This window comes from Microbacterium hanjuni, assembly GCF_043556395.1.
Taxonomy (GTDB): domain Bacteria; phylum Actinomycetota; class Actinomycetes; order Actinomycetales; family Microbacteriaceae; genus Microbacterium.
Window position 1 is genome coordinate 177,397 of sequence record NZ_JBIGIK010000002.1, and the last position, 18,141, is coordinate 195,537.

Genomic DNA, 18,141 nt, shown 5'->3' on the forward strand with positions numbered 1-18,141 from the left:
GCGACCGTGCGATTCACGGTACGTCGTCGCGCACGGCGAAGACGACGCGGTTGTCCTCGTAGGAACCCGCGACCGTGTCGAAGACTCCCCCGCACGTGATCAGCCGCAGTTCATCGGAGAGAACGGCTCCGAACACGCGCGCGGTCGGGAACTGCGCTTTCGGATAGTCGGCGACCTCGCTGACGCGGTAGCGGTGGACCGTGCCCGCCGTGTCGGTCACCTCGACATGGTCGCCGGGGGCGAGTTCGCTCAAGCGGATGAAGACCGCCGGGCCGGTGGGCGAGTCGACGTGCGCCGCGATCACGAGGGGCCCGTGGCCACCGGGACGCCCGCCCGGGGTGTACCACCCGACATCCGCGTAGTCAGCAGGCACCTCCATCCGCCCCTCGGGGGTCAGCCCGAGGTCGATGAGAGGCTCGGTCAGACCGATGCGCTCGATCGACACCGATACCGGGGCCAGCCCACGCTCCAGCGGTGTCACCGCGGGCTGGGGGGCGAGCGAGGGCGGGGAGGTCGCCGTCGGCGAGGCGGAGGCTGGTGAAGAAGGCAGAACGGATGCTGTCTCCGTCGGTGGTGCCGAGCACCCCGCGAGCATCGCCGCGCCCACGAGGAGGGCGGCGATGCTCGCGGAGACCGATGGCGATCTCACCGCATCGATGCGGTGCGGCGGCGGTACAGCGAAACACCGGCGGCACCGAGAACGCCCGCAGCAGCGAGGGCGGCCGAGGTGAACGCTGCACCGTTGTCATCGGCCGCAGCTGCACCACCGGCTCCGGTGTCGATACCGCCGAGCGGAACCTCCGAGAGCTGGCCCCGCACGACGCCGGCGGCGAAGTCTACGGTGTGCGCGTCGCCCGTGAAGCCGGCGGGGTTCGCCTCGATCTGCGCGAGCGTGAAGCCCTCGCCGGTGTCGACGCCGTTCGCCTGGACCCCGGTGGTGAAGGGGCCTTGCAGGCATCCCGAGCTGTTGCGCGGTCCGTCGCCCACGGGCTCGGGGTTCGGGAACGCGATGCGCGGGGGGCCGGATTTGCCGGCTGCCGCCTCGTGGAGGTGCGTAGCCGTCTTGGCCGGGCTCTGATAGTCGCCCGACACGCCCGTGAGGGTGATGTCGTAGCAGATGATGTCGAGCTGGGAATTGATACGGAAGTCGAACGTGCCCGCGGCCCCGGGCTGTCCGGGGGTGACCGCGCCGTCGGCGTTGATGACCTGGTCGGGCGTCGCCATCACGGTGAAGGCGCTCGTGAACGACGACGGCTCCTCGACTACGGTCTCCGCGTGGGCGGCGGGCGCGACCATCAGCAGCCCCACGGCTGCAGCGCTCCCGAGGACGATCGAGCCGAGCGGTGATCTCTTCATCATGTCTGCAACCTTTCGACGGGACGCCGGACGCATCCGTTACAGGGGATACGCCCGGCCGCCGGCATCCGTTCATCCCCGTCCATGATTCATCCCCGGTGAACATCCCCCCATCCGTCGTCGTATCCCCTCCGAGAGACCCGACCATCGCTAGCCTCAGGAGGGAGACGCCGTGATGCACGCCGCTCGGAGGGACAGAAGCCGGATGCCGGAGCGCAGCGACCGCGATGACGCGCCCGCCGGCGAGAGACCCGACCGCTCCGCCTCGGGCATACGCGCATTCGATGCCGCCCGCGCCTTCGATGACCACGGCAGCGCGCTGCTCGGCTTCGCGGTCAATGCCCTGCGCGATCGCCCCCTCGCCGAAGACTGCGTCCAGGAGACCTTCCTGCGCGCGTGGCGCTCGCGCGATCGCTTCGACCACGACCGGGCGTCCGAGCGCACATGGCTGTTCGCGATCGCCCGCAACGTCATCACCGACGCGCTGCGCGCGCGTTCCCGGCTGCCCCGCATCGGCAACGACGACGAGCTCGAAGGCCGCAGCGCCCCCGTGAACGACCCCCTCGATCGCCTGCAGATCGTCGAGGGGTTGGCCCGGCTCAGCGACCCCCACCGCGAAGTGATCCTCGCCGTCCACGTGCAGGGTCGCACGTATCAGGAACTCTCCGTCGCGACGGGCGTACCCGTCGCGACCTGGCGCACCCGCGCCTACCATGCGCTCAGATCGATGCGCCGATACCTCGAAGGAACGGAGGAGCCCGATGTCTCGACCCGATGACCGCATCGAAGAACTCATCGCGGCCGTTGTCGCCGGGAATGCGACGCCCGCGGAAGTCGACGAACTCGACCGCCTGCGACCTGCTCACCCCTGGATCGACGACGAGTTGGCCGCGATGCGTGCGATCGACGAGCGCCTGCGTGAAGCGGATGTCACCTGGACGACGCCCGGGGACGCCGGTGCCCTGCGCGCGAGGATCCTCAGCGAGATCCCTTCGGCGAGCCCCCGCGAACGGCCCGACGCTCGAGCCGAGCTCGGGCGTCGCCGGCGCCGCTGGACGACTCCCCTGCTCGCCGCCGCGTGCCTCGTGGTCGGGGTCGTCATTGGCATCGCGGCGCCCACGTTCACGTCGATGCCGCCGTCCGGGCCCCCGGGCACGCTCGGCGCCGTCGAGTCCATCGACCTGCGCGACGAGGTCGTGGGTGTGAGGCTCGACGCCGAGCTGGTGGCGCACACATGGGGCACCGAGGCGGTGCTCGATGCCACCGGGCTCGATGTCGGCGCGACCTACTCCGTCGTCTTCATCGCGGCCGACGGCACCGAATTCTCCGCCGGGCAGATACTGGGCTCCGAGGTGCCGATCCATTGTCGCGTGAATGCCGCCGTCATGCGCGCGGATGCCGTGCGCCTCGAGATCCGTGACGCGGATGCGGGGCTGGTCGCCGTGGCGAACCTGGTGGGGACCTGACGCCTGGAGCGGGGCGGGCGTGGGATCGCTTCTGAGAGGCGCGACGTCGCTTGCTTCGGCGATTCCGGAAAGAGGAGAAGCCCCTCGATCCGGGTGTTCGCCGGGGATCAAAGGGCTTCTCGAGAGCGGTGACGGTGGGATTTGAACCCACGGTAGGGGTGAACCTACACAACATTTCGAGTGTTGCACCTTCGGCCGCTCGGACACGTCACCGCCGACCAGCTTACGACACGCCGAGCGCGGCCGCGAATCGCTCTGCCCCGCGGGGCAGCGCCTACGCAGCATCCGTCCTCAGCTCGTGAGCTCGGCCGTCGCAGAGATGAGATCGACCACGCGCGCCGGCTCGTCGATCCCGCGCGAGAAGACGTAGGTGGCGGTGAATCCGAGCGCCGCGAGTGCGTCGACCTTTTCTGCGACCGCGTCGGGCGTGGATTCAGGATCGACGGCGATCATCACGGTCTTCTCGATGTCGTCGTAATCGCGACCCACTGCTTCGCAGTGACCACGGAGCACGTCGAGCTTGTGGGCCGGTAGCTCCTCGCCCATCGCAGCCAAGTTGCAGGCATCCGCGTGCTGCGCGACGAGGCGGAGCGTCTTCTTCTCTCCCCCGCCGCCGATCATCAGGTAGGGCTTCGAAAGATTCTGCGGGGCGTTGAGGGTGCGCTCGAGCTGCCAGATGGCACCCTCGTAGGGCTCCTCCGAGTCCGACCACATCTGCAGGCAGATCTCGATGGTCTCCTCGAGCTCGCGGAAGCGCTGGGCGACCGGCGGGAAGGGGAAGCCCAGTCCGCGGGACTCCTCCTCGTTCCACGCGGCACCGATGCCGAGGCCGACACGTCCGCCGGAGAGCACATTGAGTGTCGAGATCTGCTTGGCCAGGAGCGAGGGGTGGCGATAGATCACTCCCGTGACGAGGGTGTGCAGGAGCGCCTTCTCGGTGTGCGCCGCGATGAAGCCCAACGTCGCGTAAGCCTCCAGCATGTCGTGGTCGACGGGGCCGATGCCGGGCAACTGCCAGAAGTGGTCCATCACCGTGATGCGCTGGATCCCCGCGGCCTCGGCGTTGCGCACGTGCGCCGCGAGTGCGGGCCCGAGGCTCCGGGTGCCGGTCTTCCACGTGAAGTCCGCGATGTGCAGGCCGAATTCCATGCCGTCGTCCATTCCGACGGATGCCGCACCCGCCTCTGGAATTAGGTTACGACCGGCGCCGCCCTGCAAGACTGAGCCCATGAGCGTGATCGAGAACTCGAAACTGACCGTGGTGGGTGCCGGGAGCGTCGGATCGAGCGTCGCGTACGCCGCCCTCATCCGCGGATCCGCGCGCCACGTCGCGCTGTACGACATCGCAACCCGGAAGGTGGAGGCCGAGGTGCTCGACCTCGCCCACGGCACGCAGTTCACCGGTTCGAGTGACATCACCGGCGGCAGCGACCTGTCGGTGGTCGAAGGATCGCACGTCGTCGTGATCACCGCGGGGGCCAAGCAGAACCCGGGCCAGACCCGGCTCGAGCTCGCCGCGACCAACGCCGGCATCATCCGCTCGATGATGCCCGACCTGCTCAAGGCCGCGCCCGACGCGGTCTACGTCATCGTCACGAACCCCTGCGACGTGCTCACCGTGATCGCCCAGGAGGCGACCAAGCTTCCGGTGGAGCGCATCTTCGCCTCCGGCACGGTGCTCGACACCTCGCGCCTCCGGTGGAAGCTCGCCGAGCGTGCCGGGGTGTCGACCTCGAGCGTGCACGCCTACATCGTCGGCGAGCACGGCGACACGGAGTTCCCGTTGTGGTCGCGGGCCACGATCGGCACGGTACCGATCATGGAGTGGGAAGCCCCCGGGCATCCCCGGATGAGCGTCGACGAGCTCGACGCGATCGCGATCGACGTGCGCGACGCCGCCGACAAGGTCATCCGCGGAAAGGGTGCGACCAACTACGCCATCGGGCTCGCCAGCGCCCGGATCGTGGAGGCGATCCTCGGCGACGAGCACGCGGTCATGCCGGTGAGCACGGTGCTGACCGACTTCCACGGACTCAACGGCGTCGCCCTCTCGGTGCCGTCGATCGTGTCGGCGTCCGGCGCGACGGCGATCCGCGAAACGGCCTTCTCCGACTCGGAGCGGGTACTGCTGCGCCGATCCGCGACCGCCCTCAGCAACGCCGCACACGCCCTGCGCGACGCCTGAACGGTGGGGCTCGGAGCCCATGTCCCCGCTCCCGGTTAGCCTGAACGAATGGCCACCCGACGTCCCGCTCCCCCCGCGCCCTTCCGGTGCACCGAATGCGGTTGGACGACGGCGAAATGGGCCGGCCGCTGCGGCGAATGCCAGCAGTGGGGCACGGTCGTCGAAGTCTCGGAGCAGACGGGAATCACCCGCCAGCTGAGCGCGGTGTCGCCCACCGCGTCCCGCGCGGCACGACCGATCACCGAGATCGACACCGCCGACACCCCTCGGCGCACCAGCGGGGTGGGGGAATTCGACCGCGTGCTCGGCGGCGGCATCGTGCCGGGCGCCGCCATCCTGCTCAGCGGTGAGCCGGGCGTGGGCAAGTCGACCCTGCTGCTCGAAGTCGCCGCCCAGAGCGCGCGAGCGGGCAGGCGCGTGCTGTACGCGAGCGCTGAAGAGTCCACCGCCCAGGTGCGGCTGCGGGCCGAGCGCACCGGAGCGCTGCATGACGAGCTCTACCTGGCCGCCGAGACCGACCTCGCCACGATCCTCGGCCACGTCGACGACGTCGCCCCCGAGCTGCTCATCGTCGACTCCGTGCAGACGGTGTCATCGGCGATGTCCGACGGCGCGGCGGGCCAGCCGAGCCAGGTGCGTGAAGTCGCCGCGACCCTCATCCGGGTCGCGAAAGAGCGGGGGCTTCCCCTCATCCTCGTCGGTCACGTCACGAAGGACGGTTCGATCGCCGGGCCCCGCATCCTCGAGCACCTGGTCGACGTGGTGTGCCAGTTCGAGGGCGACCGGCAGACGTCGTTGCGTTTCGTGCGAGCGCTGAAAAACCGTTTCGGACCCACGGACGAGGTCGGATGCTTCGACATGACCGGTGACGGGATCGCCGAGGTGCCCGATCCGAGCACCCTCTTCCTCGGACACGGCGACCCCGTGCCCGGAACCTGCGTCACGATCGCCCTCGAAGGACGTCGCGCGCTCCCCGTGGAGGTGCAGGCCCTCACGATCCCCACCTCGGCCGCGAACCCGCGCCGCATCGTCAGCGGCGTCGATGCTTCGCGCGTTGCGATGGTGCTCGCCGTGCTGCAGAAGCGCATGGGCGACAAGGTCTCGGAGCACGACGTGTACGTCTCGACGGTGGGAGGCGTGCGCCTCGTCGAGCCCGCGGCCGATCTGGCCATCGCCATCGCCGTGGCCGGCGCGATGCGCAACAAGGCCACCCCGCAACAGTCGGCCGCCGTCGGCGAACTGAGCCTCGCCGGGGAGATCCGCCCCGTGACCCAGGCGCAGCAGCGACGCAGCGAAGCTGCCCGTCTGGGGTACCGCACCTTGATCGACGCGCGGTCGAAGTCGCTCAGCGGAGCATTGTTCGACCTGAAGCTGCGACAGCAGAGCCCCGGCGAAGGAACGCCCGACTTCTGACTCTGCAGTGTGGCGAGAGCCGCCGCTCGCTCAGCGGCGCGTGCGGTGGCGGTGCGGCGGGAGCCGCCGCTCCTCAGCGGCGCGTGCGGTGGCGGTGCGGCGAGGTGAGGCCGAGTGCGACCGGAATGACCAGGCCCGCGGCGCACACGGCGCCGACGATCAAGAACTCCATTCAGCCCACTCTGCCACCGACCGGCCGAGAGCGCGAGTCGGGGCAGGCTCAGGCGTCGAGCGCCGCCAGCAGATCGGTGGGCGTCGCCTGCAGGGGGTGGGGGCCGGCGATGTCGAGGAAGACGGTCGTGATCTCGGACTCGTGCGCCTCGAGGAAGGCACGCAACCACGCCGGCGACTGCAGAGCGACCTCGGGCGGAAGACTCTCCGGCTTGTGCGCGGCATCACTGAACAGCAGCAGGGCGATCTCGCCCGAGTTCGGGTCGCGGTACGTCCACACCTCGCCCGCGTCGCGCGGGTCGTCGCGGTCTCCCACGCGCAGCAGCGGCGCGACGGTGGGTCCGTGCCGCAGCGCGAACGCGACGGCGGCCATGTCCTGCGTCTGCAGCGCGTCGCTGAGCGCGGTGTTGCGGAACTCCAGTTCCGCCCCCTTGCGCTGCTTCTTTCCGGCCATCCATCCAGCCTAACCGGGCACGACCGACCGCCCGCCGTCAGCCGAGGAAGCCCCGCAGCAGCGCCTCCGAGCCGGCGAGGTGATCGAGCACCGCGTCGGCGGCAGCATCCGCTCGACCCGCGAGGATCGCGACCACCATCCGCTCGTGCTGGGCGTCGGAGTGCTCGATGTTGCGCGGCAGCAGCGGGAACGTGTCCAACCACGCGTTGATGCGGGCGCGGTTGTCCACGACCAGTGGAACGAGCGAGGGGATGCCGGCGAGCTCGGCGATCGTGAGGTGAAGCAGCGTGTCCGCGCGCCGGTAACCGTCGGGGCCGGCCGCGGTGGCCTCTTCGAAGCGGGACCACAGAGCCGCGCGGCCTGCGGCGTCGAGGGTGCGGCCGGCCACCGCCCGGGCGGCGCCGGCCTCGAGCACGCGCCGCATCCCGAGGATGTCGTCGAGCTCCTCGGGATCCACCGCGGCGGGGTCGGCAGGACGTGGCAGCGGGTCGACGATGAACGTACCGCCGTAACGGCCACGGCGGGGTTTGAGGTATCCCGCGTCGGCGAGCTCGCGGATCGCCTCGCGCACCGTGTCGCGGCTGACACCGTAGAGGGCTGCCAGCTCGCGCTCGCTCGGCAGCGACTCCCCCGGAGCGATCACCCCGAGCCGCACGGTCTGCACGAGGCGCGCGACCGTGTCCTCGAGCGTGTTGCCCTGCCGCACGGGCCGGTACACGGCTCGGCGCAGGTCGGTCAGCGGCGCCTCAGCCATGAACGCGAGCGATCGCCGAATCAGAGGGGCGTGACATAGGCGTTCGTGATCCCGCCGTCGACGACGAAGGCCGTCGCGGTGATGAACGACGCGTCGTCGGAGGCGAGGAACGCCACCGCGGCGGCGAGTTCCTCGGGTTCGGCGAAGCGCCCCATCGGCACATGCACGAGGCGGCGCTGAGCACGCTCGGGGTCTTTGGCGAACAGTTCCTGCAGGAGCGGCGTGTTCACCGGTCCGGGGCAGAGGGCGTTGACGCGGATCCCCTGCCGCGCGAACTGCACGCCGAGTTCGCGGGTCATCGCGAGCACGCCGCCCTTCGACGCGGTGTAGCTGATCTGCGAGGTCGCCGAACCCAGCAACGCCACGAACGAGGCGGTGTTGATGATCGACCCCGACCCGGCGGGCACCATGTGTCGGAGCGCGGCGCGTGAGCAGAGGTAGACGCTCTTGAGGTTCACGTCCTGCACGCGATCCCAGGCCGGGAGTTCCGTGGTCTCGATCGAATCGTCGTCGGCGGGAGAGATGCCCGCGTTGTTGAACGCGATGTCGAGGCGCCCGAAGGTCTCGACGACCCCGTCGAACAGCGCGTTCACGGCGTCCTCGTCGGCCACATCGACCGAACGGAACACTCCGCCCACCGCGGCGGCGGCAGCCTCGCCGGTTGCAGGATCGACGTCGGCGATCACGACGCGCGCCCCTTCCGCGGCGAAACGACGAGCGGTGGCGAAACCGATGCCGCTGGCGCCGCCGGTCACGATGGCGACCCGGTCCCTCAGACGCTGGGTGAGATCGACGGTCATGCGGTTTTCCTCTCGGGTGGTGCGGACGCCGGGATGCTAGGGGGCATCGGCGAAGAAGACGTTCTTGGTCTCGGTGAAGTGCTCGGCTGCGTCCGGGCCGAGCTCGCGGCCGAGACCGGATGCTTTCATCCCGCCGAAGGGCGTCCAGTAGCGCACCGAGGAATGCGAGTTGACCGACAGCACACCGCTGCGGACGCCGCGCGATACCCGCACCGCCCGGCCGAGGTTCTCGGTGAAGATCGACCCGGCCAGACCGTACGCCGTGTCGTTCGCGAGGCGCACAGCATCCGCTTCGTCCTCGAACGGCAGAACGGCGACCACCGGACCGAACACCTCTTCCTGGGCGATGCGGTCGCCCGGATCGGCGAGCACGACCGTGGGCGCGAACCAGAATCCCTCGCCGCCCGGCGCGGATCCGCGGAAGGCGACCCGCGCGTCGTCGAGGTAGGACGACACCCGATCGCGGTGCGTCGCGGAGATGAGGGGTCCCATCTCGGTGGACGGGTCCTTCGGATCCCCCACCCGCCACGCCTGGACGGCGGGTTCGAGCAGTTCCAGGAAGCGGTCGTAGACGCTGCGCTGCACGAGAATACGGCTGCGCGCACAGCAGTCCTGTCCGGCGTTGTCGAACACCGCGCCCGGCGCACTGGCCGCGGCCTTGGCGAGGTCGGCGTCGTCGAAGACGATGTTCGCGCTCTTGCCGCCGAGTTCCAGCGTGACCGGCTTCAGCATCCGCGCGCAGCCCGCGGCCACCTCCGTCCCCACCCGGGTCGACCCCGTGAACACCACGGCGCGCACGTCGGGGTGGGTGACGAAGCGCTGGCCGACGACGGCGCCCGCTCCGGGGATCACGGCGAACAGCCCTTCGGGAAGGCCCGCCTCGAGCGCCAGTTCTCCGAGGCGGAGCGCGGTCAGCGGGGTGAGCTCGGCGGGCTTCAGCACGACAGCGTTGCCCGCGGCGAGGGCCGGCGCGAACCCCCATGACGCGATGGTCATCGGGAAGTTCCAGGGCACGATGATGCCGACGACGCCGTAGGGCTCGTGGAAGGTCACGTTCATCCCGCCGGCGACGGGGATCTGCTGTCCCGACAACCGTTCGGGCGCCCCGGCCGAGAAGTTGAGCACCTGCGCGACGTGCGCCGCCTCCCACCGGGCGGAGGAGATCGGGTGCCCGGAGTTCTGCACCTCGAGCTGGGCGAGCTCCTCGACGTGGTCCTCGACCACTCGGGCGAAGGACCGGAGGGCGTCGGCGCGAGCGCCGGGTGCGAGCGCCGCCCAGCCGCGCTGAGCGGCCACGGCGCGGGCGATGACAGCATCCGTCTCCTCGACGGAGGCGAGCTGCACCTCCCGGAACGGCACGCCGGTGGACGGGTCGATCAGAGTGACGCTCACGCCATCACCGTCGCGTTCCGCCGGCGGGCGAAGGCTGCCGCCGCCTCGACGAGACCCGCGAACAGCCGCCGGTCGGCGGCATCCTGTTCGGGGTGCCACTGCACGGCGACGAGGTAATCGTCGAGGTCGTGGTCGCCGTCCAGCTCGAACGCCTGAACGAGGCCGTCATCGGTGCGAGCGGTGACGACGAGACCGTCGCCGAGACGGTCGACCCCCTGGTGGTGGTAGCTCTGCACGACGGTGTCGCCCGCACCCAGCAGGCCCGCGAGACGGGAGTCGGAGCCGACGGCGACGGTGTTCGCGGCGAAGACACCCCCGCCGAGGCGGTAGCGCTCGGTGCCGAGCGCGTCGGGCAGGTGCTGATGCAGGGTGCCGCCGAAGGCCACGTTGATGACCTGCAGACCGCGGCAGATGCCGAAGACGGGGATGCTGCGTTCCCGGGCGCCCCGCAGGAGCGCCAACTCCCAGGCATCCCGGTCCGCGCGCGCGGGGTCGGTCAGCGGGTGGCGCTCAGCGCCGTAGAGCTCGGGTTGCACGTCAGCACCACCGGTGAGGATGAGCCCGTCGATCCCCCCGAGCACGGCCGCCGCGGCCGCTTCCGGCTGCGGCGGCAGCAGCACTGCCGCCCCTCCCGACGCGGTGACAGCGCCGAAATACTGCTGCGGCAGGAACGCCGCCCGCACGTCCCAGACGCCCTGCTTCGCCTGCTCGAGGTAGGTCGTCACCCCGATGATCGGGAGACGGTCGGCGTCCACCCCGTTAGAGCCGCTCGAAACCACGCACGCGCTCCCAGTCGGTGACGGCGGCGTCGAAGGCCTCGACCTCGATGCGCGCCTGGTTCAGGTAGTGCTCGACGACCTCGTCGCCGAACGCGGCTCGCGCCACCGTCGACTGGGCGAACAGCTCGGCCGCGTCGCGCAGGGTGGTCGGGAGGTGCTCGACGTCGGCGTCGTAGGCGTTGCCGGTGAGCGGCGCCGGCAACGGCAGCTCGTTCTGCACGCCGTAGAGGCCCCCGGCGATGATGGCCGAGATCGCGAGGTAGGGGTTCACGTCCCCACCCGGGACGCGATTCTCCACCCGCAGCGACGAGCCGTGCCCGACGACGCGCAACGCGCACGTGCGGTTGTCCATGCCCCACGCCACGCCCGTGGGCGCGAACGATCCCTTCGCGTACCGCTTGTAGGAGTTGATCGTCGGCGCGTAGAGCAGCGTGAACTCGCGAAGCGTTGCGAGGATCCCCGCGATCCAGTGCTCCATGAAGGGGCTGAAGCCGTACTCGCCGTCACCGGCCATGACGGCCGCCCCGTCGGCACCGCGCGTGGAGAGGTGGATGTGGCAGCTGTTGCCCTCGCGCTCGTTGAACTTCGCCATGAAAGTCAGCGACTTACCGTGCGCGTCGGCGATCTCCTTCGCGCCGTTCTTGTAGATGGTGTGGTTGTCGGCGGTCTCCTGAGCCTCGGCGAAGCGGAAGCCGATCTCCTGCTGGCCGAAGTTGCACTCGCCCTTTACCCCCTCGCAGTACATCCCCGCGCCCTCCATGCCGAGGCGGATGTCGCGCAGCAGCGGCTCGAGTCGAGTGGTGGCGAGCAGGTTGTAGTCGACGTTGTAGTCGGTCGCGGGCGTGAGCGCGGTGTACCCCTTCGCCCACGCCGAACGGTAGGAGTCGTCGAAGACGATGAACTCGAGTTCGGTGGCGGCGAAGGCGACGAGGCCGTCATCGGCGAGGCGCGCCCGTTGGGCGGCGAGGATGCTGCGCGGTGACGGCTCGACCGGCTCGCCCCCCTCCCACCCGAGGTCCGCCATCACCAGGGCGGTCCCCGGCTGCCACGGCAGCACGCGGAGGGTCTCGACGTCGGGACGCAGCACCATGTCGCCGTAGCCCTGCTCCCACCCCGACATCGCATAACCGGCGACGGTGTTGAGGTCGACGTCGACCGAGAGGAGGTAGTTGCAGGCCTCGGCGCCGTGCGGCAGCACGGTGTCGCGCCAGAACCGGCCCGACACCCGCTTGCCGACGAGGCGCCCCTGAGCATCGGGGAAGGCGACGATGACCGTGTCGATCTCCCCGGCCTCGATTGCAGCATCCAATTCGGTCACGGTGAGATTTCCCGGCATGGTTCGTCCTTCCGTCGCGGCCAGCCCGCGTCACTGTAACAAGGAACTTACATTCAAAGGTAGACAGTCCGACCAATAGACGGCAACAATCATCGGCAAGGCGCGGCTCAGCGCCATCCCGAGTCTCCGGAGGTCGCATGTCCGATTCACCTGGTGCCGCGCGAAAGGTCGCCGGCGCCACCTATACCCCAGCCGGTGACGGCTACTTCGAAAAGCGCACTCTGACGCGCTCCGCCGGTATCTGGGGCCTCTGGGGTCTCGCCGTGGCCGCCGTGATCTCGGGCGACTTCTCCGGCTGGAACTTCGGCATCGCCTTCGCCGGCTTCGGCGGCATGCTGATCGCCTTCATCATCCTCGTCGCCATGTACTACGGCATGATCTTCTCGATCGGCGAGATGGCCGCGGCGATGCCGCACACCGGCGGCGCGTACTCGTTCGCCCGATCGGCCATGGGACCGTGGGGCGGTCTGGTCACCGGCGCCGCCGAGACCATCGAGTACGTGGCCACCACGGCGGTGATCGTCTTCTTCTCCGCCTCCTACGCCGATGCGATCACCGCGGAGCTTCTCGGCTTCTCGATGCCCGCCTGGGTGTGGTGGATCATCCTGTACGTCGCCTTCATCGCCCTCAACGCTGCGGGCGCGAGCATCTCGTTCCGCTTCGCGATCGTGGTGTCGATCATCTCCATCGCGATCATCCTGGTGTTCTCGGCCATGGCGATCTTCTCCGGCGCGTTCTCGTGGGCAGCCCTTTGGGACATCGCGCCCGACCCCGGCCAGACCGAGTTCCTCCCGCACGGCGTGCTGCCGATCCTCTTCGCCCTCCCCTTCGCGATGTGGTTCTTCCTCGGTATCGAAGAACTGCCGCTCGCCGCCGAAGAGTCCCACAACCCGGTGCGCGACATTCCCAAGGCGGGATTCTGGGCTCGCGGCACCCTCATCGTGACCGGGCTGCTCGTGCTCTTCCTCAACACGGGTGTGATCGGCGCCGAGGCGACGGGAGTCGCCGGCGAACCTCTGCTCGACGGCTTCCGCGCGATCGTGGGCGACGGCGCCGCCGCCGTGCTGGCGCTGTTCGCCCTCGTCGGATTGCTCGCCTCACTGCAGGGCATCATGTTCGCCTACGGGCGCAACATGTACTCGCTCTCGCGCGCCGGGTACTACCCCCGCTTCCTCTCCCTGACGGGGAAGCGCCAGACCCCCTGGGTCGCGCTCACGGTGGGGGCGGCGATCGGATTCGTGGCCCTGCTCGTGCTCGACATCGTCACGCAGCTCAATGAGGACGCCGGATCGGTGGCGGGCGCGATCGTGCTCAACATCGCCGTCTGGGGCGCGGTCGTGGCCTACCTGCTGCAGATGGTGTCGTTCATCATCCTGCGGCGGAAGTACCCGAACGCCGAGCGACCGTACCGCAGCCCGTGGGGGATCCCCGGCGCGGTAATCGCCATCGTCATCTCCGCGTTGATCTTCGTCGGATTCCTGCTCAACCCGACCTTCCTCCCGGCCATCATCGCGATCGCCGTGGTTTACGTGGTGCTCCTGGTCGGATTCGGCCTGTTCTTCCGCCACCGCCTCATCCTGTCCCCGGAGGAGGAGTACGCCCTCTCGGGCGGCACCCACGGCGACCCGCAGGCCGAGGGCTACGACGCCATGGCGGGGGAGGTCTTCGGCGCGAAACGCGAACCGAACGCCTGAGCTCGACAACGAATGCCGCGGTCGCCTGGCGACCGCGGCATTCGTCGTTCACGGCGATGTGCGCCGGGCACGAAAAGAGGCCCTCTCGAATCGTCCAGTTGGGGGCTGAAGGATACGAGAGGGCCCGTCGCTCTCGCGGAGCCGCGAGCCGGAACGTTGGGGACGCTCGGCGCTAACTGCTGGGGACAGCGACGCGGCCCCTCTTGCGAGGGAGCGACACCAACATTACGGGACCGATCCGCGCGCGTCTGTCCTCCATTTGGGGGACAGATTCCGCTCAGTTCAGCTGAAAAGGGGCCGTATTGGCCGAAGAAAGCCCGCCGATCGCGACCCGGAGGTGGTAAGTCGCTCCACCACCCGTCGCCTGCGGGCGGTCGGAGGTGCACGTGTCGACCGAGGAACGCGTGCGGTCCCACGTCAGCGGCGTCGCGCTCGTCACTTGCTGGCCGGCGGTCAGCAGCACGATCATGTCGCTCGGCTCGCTCTGGCAGTCGGTCGAGCGCCACCAGACGTCGGAGCCGCTGGAGACCTCGAACGCCTGGGCACTGGTGCCGACGTTCAGGGTGCAATCGCTCGCGCTCTGGTTGGTCAAGCGGATCGACAGCTGGGGGTTCTCGCCCGACGCGTACGAGGCCTTGTCGGTGACGGCCTCCACGAGCAGATTGCCGGGCACGCACGGCTCGGCCGTGGGAGTCAGCGACGGGTCGGGCGTCGCAGCGTCGGCGGGCTCTTCGGGCACCGGTTCCGACGCGGCCGGTGCAGGAGTATCGGCAGCGGACGACGCGGGTGAGGCCGAGGTGGTCGGGGTCGCGTCCGGCTCCGCCAGGGCCGCGGCGACGCTCCGCCACGGCTGGGCGACGAGCAACCAGACGACGGCGGCGATGACGAGGGCGGCGAACAGCAGCACGACGAGGCGCCGCCGCCGGTACACGGCAGAAGAGTGCTTCCTACCCCGAGTGGTGCCGCTCATCCCCCCAGGGTAGGCGCGTGGGTGGCCAGCGCCGGTCTGGCGCGCCTACGGGCGCAGGGTCTTCAGCATCCGCGTGTTGCCGAGCGTGTTCGGCTTGACGTGTGCGAGATCGAGGAATTCCGCGACACCCTCGTCGGGACTGCGCACGAGCTGCGAGTACACGTCGGGGTCGACCACCTGCTCGCCGATCGGGGTGAACCCGCGCCGCGTGAAGAAGTCGACCTCGAAGGTCAGGCAGAACAACCGCGTCACCCCGAGCTCGCGACCGCGGGCCTCGAGCTCATCGACGATCCGGTGTCCGACGCCGCGATGCAACCAGCCGTCGGCGACGATGAGCGTGCGCACCTCGGCGAGGTCGTCCCAGATCACGTGCAGCGCGCCGCAGCCGATCAGTTCGCCCGTCTCGGTCTCGGCGACGAAGAACTCCTGCACGGATTCGTACAGGAGCACGAGGTCTTTGCCGAGCAGGATGCGCCGCTCGACGTAGGGGGCGAGGAGGTCCTGGATCCCCCGCACGTCGGCGGTGCGCGCCGGCCGCACGGTGAACGAAGTCATCCCCCCAGCCTACGGCCGGTGACTCGCGCAACGACGAAGGGGGCGGATGCTGTCCGCATCCGCCCCCTTCGTCTGTTCAGCTGGGTCAGCCGGCCGCCGCGATGTCGGGCGTCGCGGTGATCTCGCCACCGGTCGCGCCGATGCCGATCGCGACCCGCTCGCCGCGCGGCGAGGTGACGAAGGTGAACTGACCGTTCTCGAGGTCGACCTTGACGTGGTCGCCGGGCTCGAGCTCACCGTGCAGGATCTTCTCGCTGAGACGGTCTTCGATCTCGCGCTGCATGGCACGACGCAGCGGACGAGCGCCGAGAGTCGGGTCGAACCCGATCTCGATGAGCCGGTCCTTGGCGTCGTCGGACAGCTCCAGCGTGAGGTCCCGGTCGAGCAGGCGCTCGGACAGACGCTTGGTGAACAGCCCCACGATCTGGCGCAGCTCTTCCTTGCTCAGCTGCGGGAAGACGATGACGTCATCGACGCGGTTGAGGAACTCGGGCTTGAAGTGACGCTTCAGCTCCTCGTCGACCTTGCCCTTCATCCGCTCGTAGCTGGTCTGCGCGTTGCCCTCGACCTGGAACCCGACCGGGCCACCGGCGATGGCCGACGATCCGAGGTTGGTGGTCATGATGATGACCGTGTTCTTGAAGTCGATCATGCGGCCCTGACCATCGGTCAGGCGACCCTCTTCGAGGATCTGCAGGAGCGAGTTGAAGATGTCGGGGTGAGCCTTCTCGATCTCGTCGAACAGCACCACGGAGAACGGCTTGCGGCGCACCTTCTCGGTGAGCTGGCCACCCTCTTCGAAGCCGACGAACCCGGGAGGGGCACCGAACAACCGCGAGACGGTGTGCTTCTCGCCGTACTCCGACATGTCGAGCGAGATCAACGCGCCCTCGTCGTCGAAGAGGAACTCGGCGAGCGCCTTGGCGAGCTCGGTCTTACCGACACCCGTGGGGCCGGCGAAGATGAACGAGCCCGAGGGACGCTTCGGGTCCTTGAGACCGGCGCGCTGGCGACGGATCGTGCGGGAGAGGGCCGCGATGGCCTCCTCCTGACCGATGACGCGCTGGTGCAGGGCCTTCTCCATGAAGACGAGTCGGCTGGACTCCTCCTCCGTGAGCTTGAACACCGGGATACCGGTGGCCTGGGCCAGGACCTCGGCGATCAGACCCTCGTCGACGATCGCGTGGGACGCGACGTCGCCCGAGCGCCACTGCTTCTCGAGGCGCAGACGCTCTGCGAGAAGCGACTTCTCCTCGTCGCGCAGCGACGCGGCCTTCTCGAAGTCCTGCTCCTCGGAGGCGACTTCCTTGTCCTGACGGACCTTGGCGATCTTCTCGTCGAACTCCCGCAGCTCGGGCGGGCTCGACAGGATCGACAGACGCAGGCGAGCGCCGGCCTCGTCGATCAGGTCGATCGCCTTGTCGGGCAGGAAGCGATCCGAGATGTAGCGGTCGGCGAGGTTCGCGGCAGCGACGATCGCGCCGTCGGTGATCTGCACCTTGTGGTGCGCCTCGTACCGGTCGCGTAGCCCCTTCAGGATGTTGATGGAGTGAGGCAGGCTCGGCTCCGCCACCTGAATCGGCTGGAAGCGGCGCTCGAGCGCGGCATCCTTCTCGAAGTGCTTGCGGTACTCGTCCAGCGTCGTCGCGCCGATCGTCTGCAGCTCACCGCGAGCGAGGAGCGGCTTCAGGATCGAGGCGGCGTCGATCGCGCCTTCGGCGGCACCGGCTCCGACGAGGGTGTGGATCTCGTCGATGAACACGATGATGTCGCCGCGGGTGCGGATCTCCTTGGTGACCTTCTTGAGGCGCTCTTCGAAGTCACCGCGGTAGCGGGAGCCGGCGATGAGCGACCCGAGGTCGAGCGAGTAGACCTGCTTGTCCTTGAGCGTCTCGGGCACATCGCCCTTGACGATCGCCTGGGCGAGACCCTCGACGACGGCGGTCTTGCCGACGCCGGGCTCACCGATCAGGACCGGGTTGTTCTTCGAGCGACGCGAAAGGATCTGCATGACGCGCTCGATCTCTTTCTCACGCCCGATCACGGGGTCGAGCTTGTTGTCGCGCGCAGCCTGCGTGAGGTTGCGACCGAACTGATCGAGCACGGCCGAGCCGCCCTGCGCGCCGGCCTGAGCCTGCTCGCCGGCACCGGCTGCGACACCGGCGGGCTCCTTGCCCTGGTAACCCGAGAGCAGCTGGATGACCTGCTGGCGCACCTTGTTCAGGTCGGCGCCGAGCTTGACGAGCACCTGAGCGGCAACGCCTTCGCCCTCGCGGATCAGGCCGAGCAGGATGTGCTCGGTACCGATGTAGTTGTGGCCGAGCTGCAGCGCTTCGCGCAGAGACAGCTCGAGGACCTTCTTCGCCCGGGGCGTGAAGGGGATGTGGCCGGTGGGCTGCTGCTGCCCCTGGCCGATGATGTCTTGCACCTGCTCGCGCACAGCGTCGAGCGAAATGCCGAGCGACTCGAGTGCCTTGGCAGCGACACCCTCGCCCTCGTGGATCAGACCCAGCAGGATGTGCTCGGTACCGATGTAGTTGTGGTTGAGCATCTTCGCCTCTTCTTGGGCGAGCACAACCACGCGACGGGCACGGTCGGTAAATCTCTCGAACATCCTCAGTCCCCTCCAGAAATGGGCTGACAGGGCACGCGTCGCGCGCCGTATACCGAGCGTAACGACGGGTCGGATGCTGCGGCCCCGTGTTCGCTGGGGGCTGAGCGTCGCTGTACTCCGGCGCCCGGTCTCCCTTGACAGCGCAGCCATATCGTTTATCGTTGCTATCGACAATCGTTACTCACGATGATCGATATGGAGC

General features: G+C 69.1%; 17 protein-coding genes and 1 tRNA gene. 5 read left to right on the forward strand and 13 right to left on the reverse strand.

The window, feature by feature from the left end; all coding sequences use genetic code 11:
- Positions 1 to 13 precede the first annotated feature (13 nt).
- Complete coding sequence (locus ACFXP5_RS08540) at positions 14 to 649, reverse strand: class F sortase (protein WP_394544311.1); 636 nt, start codon at positions 647 to 649, stop codon at positions 14 to 16.
- Complete coding sequence (locus ACFXP5_RS08545) at positions 646 to 1,359, reverse strand: CHRD domain-containing protein (RefSeq protein ID WP_394544312.1); 714 nt, start codon at positions 1,357 to 1,359, stop codon at positions 646 to 648. The genes ACFXP5_RS08540 and ACFXP5_RS08545 overlap by 4 nt, the downstream gene beginning before the upstream one ends.
- 202 nt (positions 1,360 to 1,561) lie before the next feature.
- On the opposite strand from ACFXP5_RS08545, the gene ACFXP5_RS08550 reads away from it, so the two are divergent.
- A complete protein-coding gene (locus ACFXP5_RS08550; RefSeq protein WP_394544313.1) occupies positions 1,562 to 2,134 on the forward strand; it encodes a sigma-70 family RNA polymerase sigma factor in 573 nt (190 codons plus the stop codon).
- Positions 2,118 to 2,822 carry a hypothetical protein gene (locus ACFXP5_RS08555; RefSeq protein ID WP_394544314.1) on the forward strand — a complete coding sequence of 235 codons (705 nt, stop codon included), beginning with the start codon at positions 2,118 to 2,120 and terminating at the stop codon, positions 2,820 to 2,822. The genes ACFXP5_RS08550 and ACFXP5_RS08555 overlap by 17 nt, the downstream gene beginning before the upstream one ends.
- Before the next feature lie 126 nt (positions 2,823 to 2,948).
- Here the strand turns inward: ACFXP5_RS08555 and ACFXP5_RS08560 are convergent.
- Both ACFXP5_RS08560 and ACFXP5_RS08565 read right to left on the reverse strand, forming a co-directional pair.
- A tRNA-Ser gene (locus ACFXP5_RS08560) sits at positions 2,949 to 3,035 on the reverse strand.
- Between the two features lie 78 nt (positions 3,036 to 3,113).
- Positions 3,114 to 3,983 carry an LLM class F420-dependent oxidoreductase gene (locus tag ACFXP5_RS08565; RefSeq protein ID WP_394544315.1) on the reverse strand — a complete coding sequence of 290 codons (870 nt, stop codon included), beginning with the start codon at positions 3,981 to 3,983 and terminating at the stop codon, positions 3,114 to 3,116.
- 67 nt (positions 3,984 to 4,050) lie between these two features.
- On the opposite strand from ACFXP5_RS08565, the gene ACFXP5_RS08570 reads away from it, so the two are divergent.
- Both ACFXP5_RS08570 and radA read left to right on the forward strand, forming a co-directional pair.
- Positions 4,051 to 5,007, forward strand: coding sequence for an L-lactate dehydrogenase (locus ACFXP5_RS08570; RefSeq protein ID WP_394527765.1), 957 nt, complete (start codon positions 4,051 to 4,053; stop codon positions 5,005 to 5,007).
- A gap of 48 nt (positions 5,008 to 5,055) precedes the next feature.
- Positions 5,056 to 6,420 (forward strand): DNA repair protein RadA, encoded by a 1,365-nt coding sequence (gene radA, locus ACFXP5_RS08575; RefSeq protein WP_394527766.1) that lies wholly within the window; start codon positions 5,056 to 5,058, stop codon positions 6,418 to 6,420.
- Between the two features lie 220 nt (positions 6,421 to 6,640).
- Here the strand turns inward: radA and ACFXP5_RS08580 are convergent, their stop codons facing one another.
- The 6 genes from ACFXP5_RS08580 to ACFXP5_RS08605 are packed head-to-tail and all read right to left on the reverse strand — an operon-like array spanning position 6,641 to position 12,106.
- A complete protein-coding gene (locus ACFXP5_RS08580) occupies positions 6,641 to 7,045 on the reverse strand; it encodes a dehydrogenase (RefSeq protein WP_394527767.1) in 405 nt (134 codons plus the stop codon).
- A gap of 37 nt (positions 7,046 to 7,082) precedes the next feature.
- The gene (locus ACFXP5_RS08585; protein WP_394544316.1) at positions 7,083 to 7,799 is read right to left on the reverse strand and encodes a FadR/GntR family transcriptional regulator; all 717 of its coding nucleotides are present in this window, start codon (positions 7,797 to 7,799) and stop codon (positions 7,083 to 7,085) included.
- Between the two features lie 20 nt (positions 7,800 to 7,819).
- Positions 7,820 to 8,599, reverse strand: coding sequence for a 3-oxoacyl-ACP reductase (locus ACFXP5_RS08590; protein WP_394527769.1), 780 nt, complete (start codon positions 8,597 to 8,599; stop codon positions 7,820 to 7,822).
- Positions 8,600 to 8,635: 36 nt separating this feature from the next.
- Complete coding sequence (locus ACFXP5_RS08595; RefSeq protein ID WP_394544317.1) at positions 8,636 to 9,991, reverse strand: aldehyde dehydrogenase family protein; 1,356 nt, start codon at positions 9,989 to 9,991, stop codon at positions 8,636 to 8,638.
- On the reverse strand, positions 9,988 to 10,746 hold the full coding sequence (locus tag ACFXP5_RS08600) for a gamma-glutamyl-gamma-aminobutyrate hydrolase family protein (RefSeq protein ID WP_394544318.1): 759 nt from the start codon (positions 10,744 to 10,746) through the stop codon (positions 9,988 to 9,990). Before ACFXP5_RS08600 ends, ACFXP5_RS08595 begins: the two co-directional genes overlap by 4 nt.
- Positions 10,747 to 10,750: 4 nt before the next feature.
- Positions 10,751 to 12,106 carry a glutamine synthetase family protein gene (locus ACFXP5_RS08605; RefSeq protein WP_394544319.1) on the reverse strand — a complete coding sequence of 452 codons (1,356 nt, stop codon included), beginning with the start codon at positions 12,104 to 12,106 and terminating at the stop codon, positions 10,751 to 10,753.
- A 137-nt stretch (positions 12,107 to 12,243) separates the two neighbouring features.
- Here ACFXP5_RS08605 and ACFXP5_RS08610 point away from each other — a divergent pair, with 137 nt between their 5' ends.
- Positions 12,244 to 13,800 carry an amino acid permease gene (locus tag ACFXP5_RS08610; RefSeq protein WP_394544320.1) on the forward strand — a complete coding sequence of 519 codons (1,557 nt, stop codon included), beginning with the start codon at positions 12,244 to 12,246 and terminating at the stop codon, positions 13,798 to 13,800.
- Between the two features lie 277 nt (positions 13,801 to 14,077).
- Here the strand turns inward: ACFXP5_RS08610 and ACFXP5_RS08615 are convergent, their stop codons facing one another.
- From ACFXP5_RS08615 to ACFXP5_RS08625, 3 genes are all read right to left on the reverse strand, one after another.
- Complete coding sequence (locus tag ACFXP5_RS08615) at positions 14,078 to 14,770, reverse strand: hypothetical protein (RefSeq protein ID WP_394544322.1); 693 nt, start codon at positions 14,768 to 14,770, stop codon at positions 14,078 to 14,080.
- Between the two features lie 45 nt (positions 14,771 to 14,815).
- Positions 14,816 to 15,325 carry an amino-acid N-acetyltransferase gene (locus ACFXP5_RS08620; RefSeq protein ID WP_394527775.1) on the reverse strand — a complete coding sequence of 170 codons (510 nt, stop codon included), beginning with the start codon at positions 15,323 to 15,325 and terminating at the stop codon, positions 14,816 to 14,818.
- A gap of 85 nt (positions 15,326 to 15,410) precedes the next feature.
- On the reverse strand, positions 15,411 to 17,939 hold the full coding sequence (locus tag ACFXP5_RS08625) for an ATP-dependent Clp protease ATP-binding subunit (protein WP_394527776.1): 2,529 nt from the start codon (positions 17,937 to 17,939) through the stop codon (positions 15,411 to 15,413).
- Between the last annotated feature and the right edge of the window lie 202 nt (positions 17,940 to 18,141).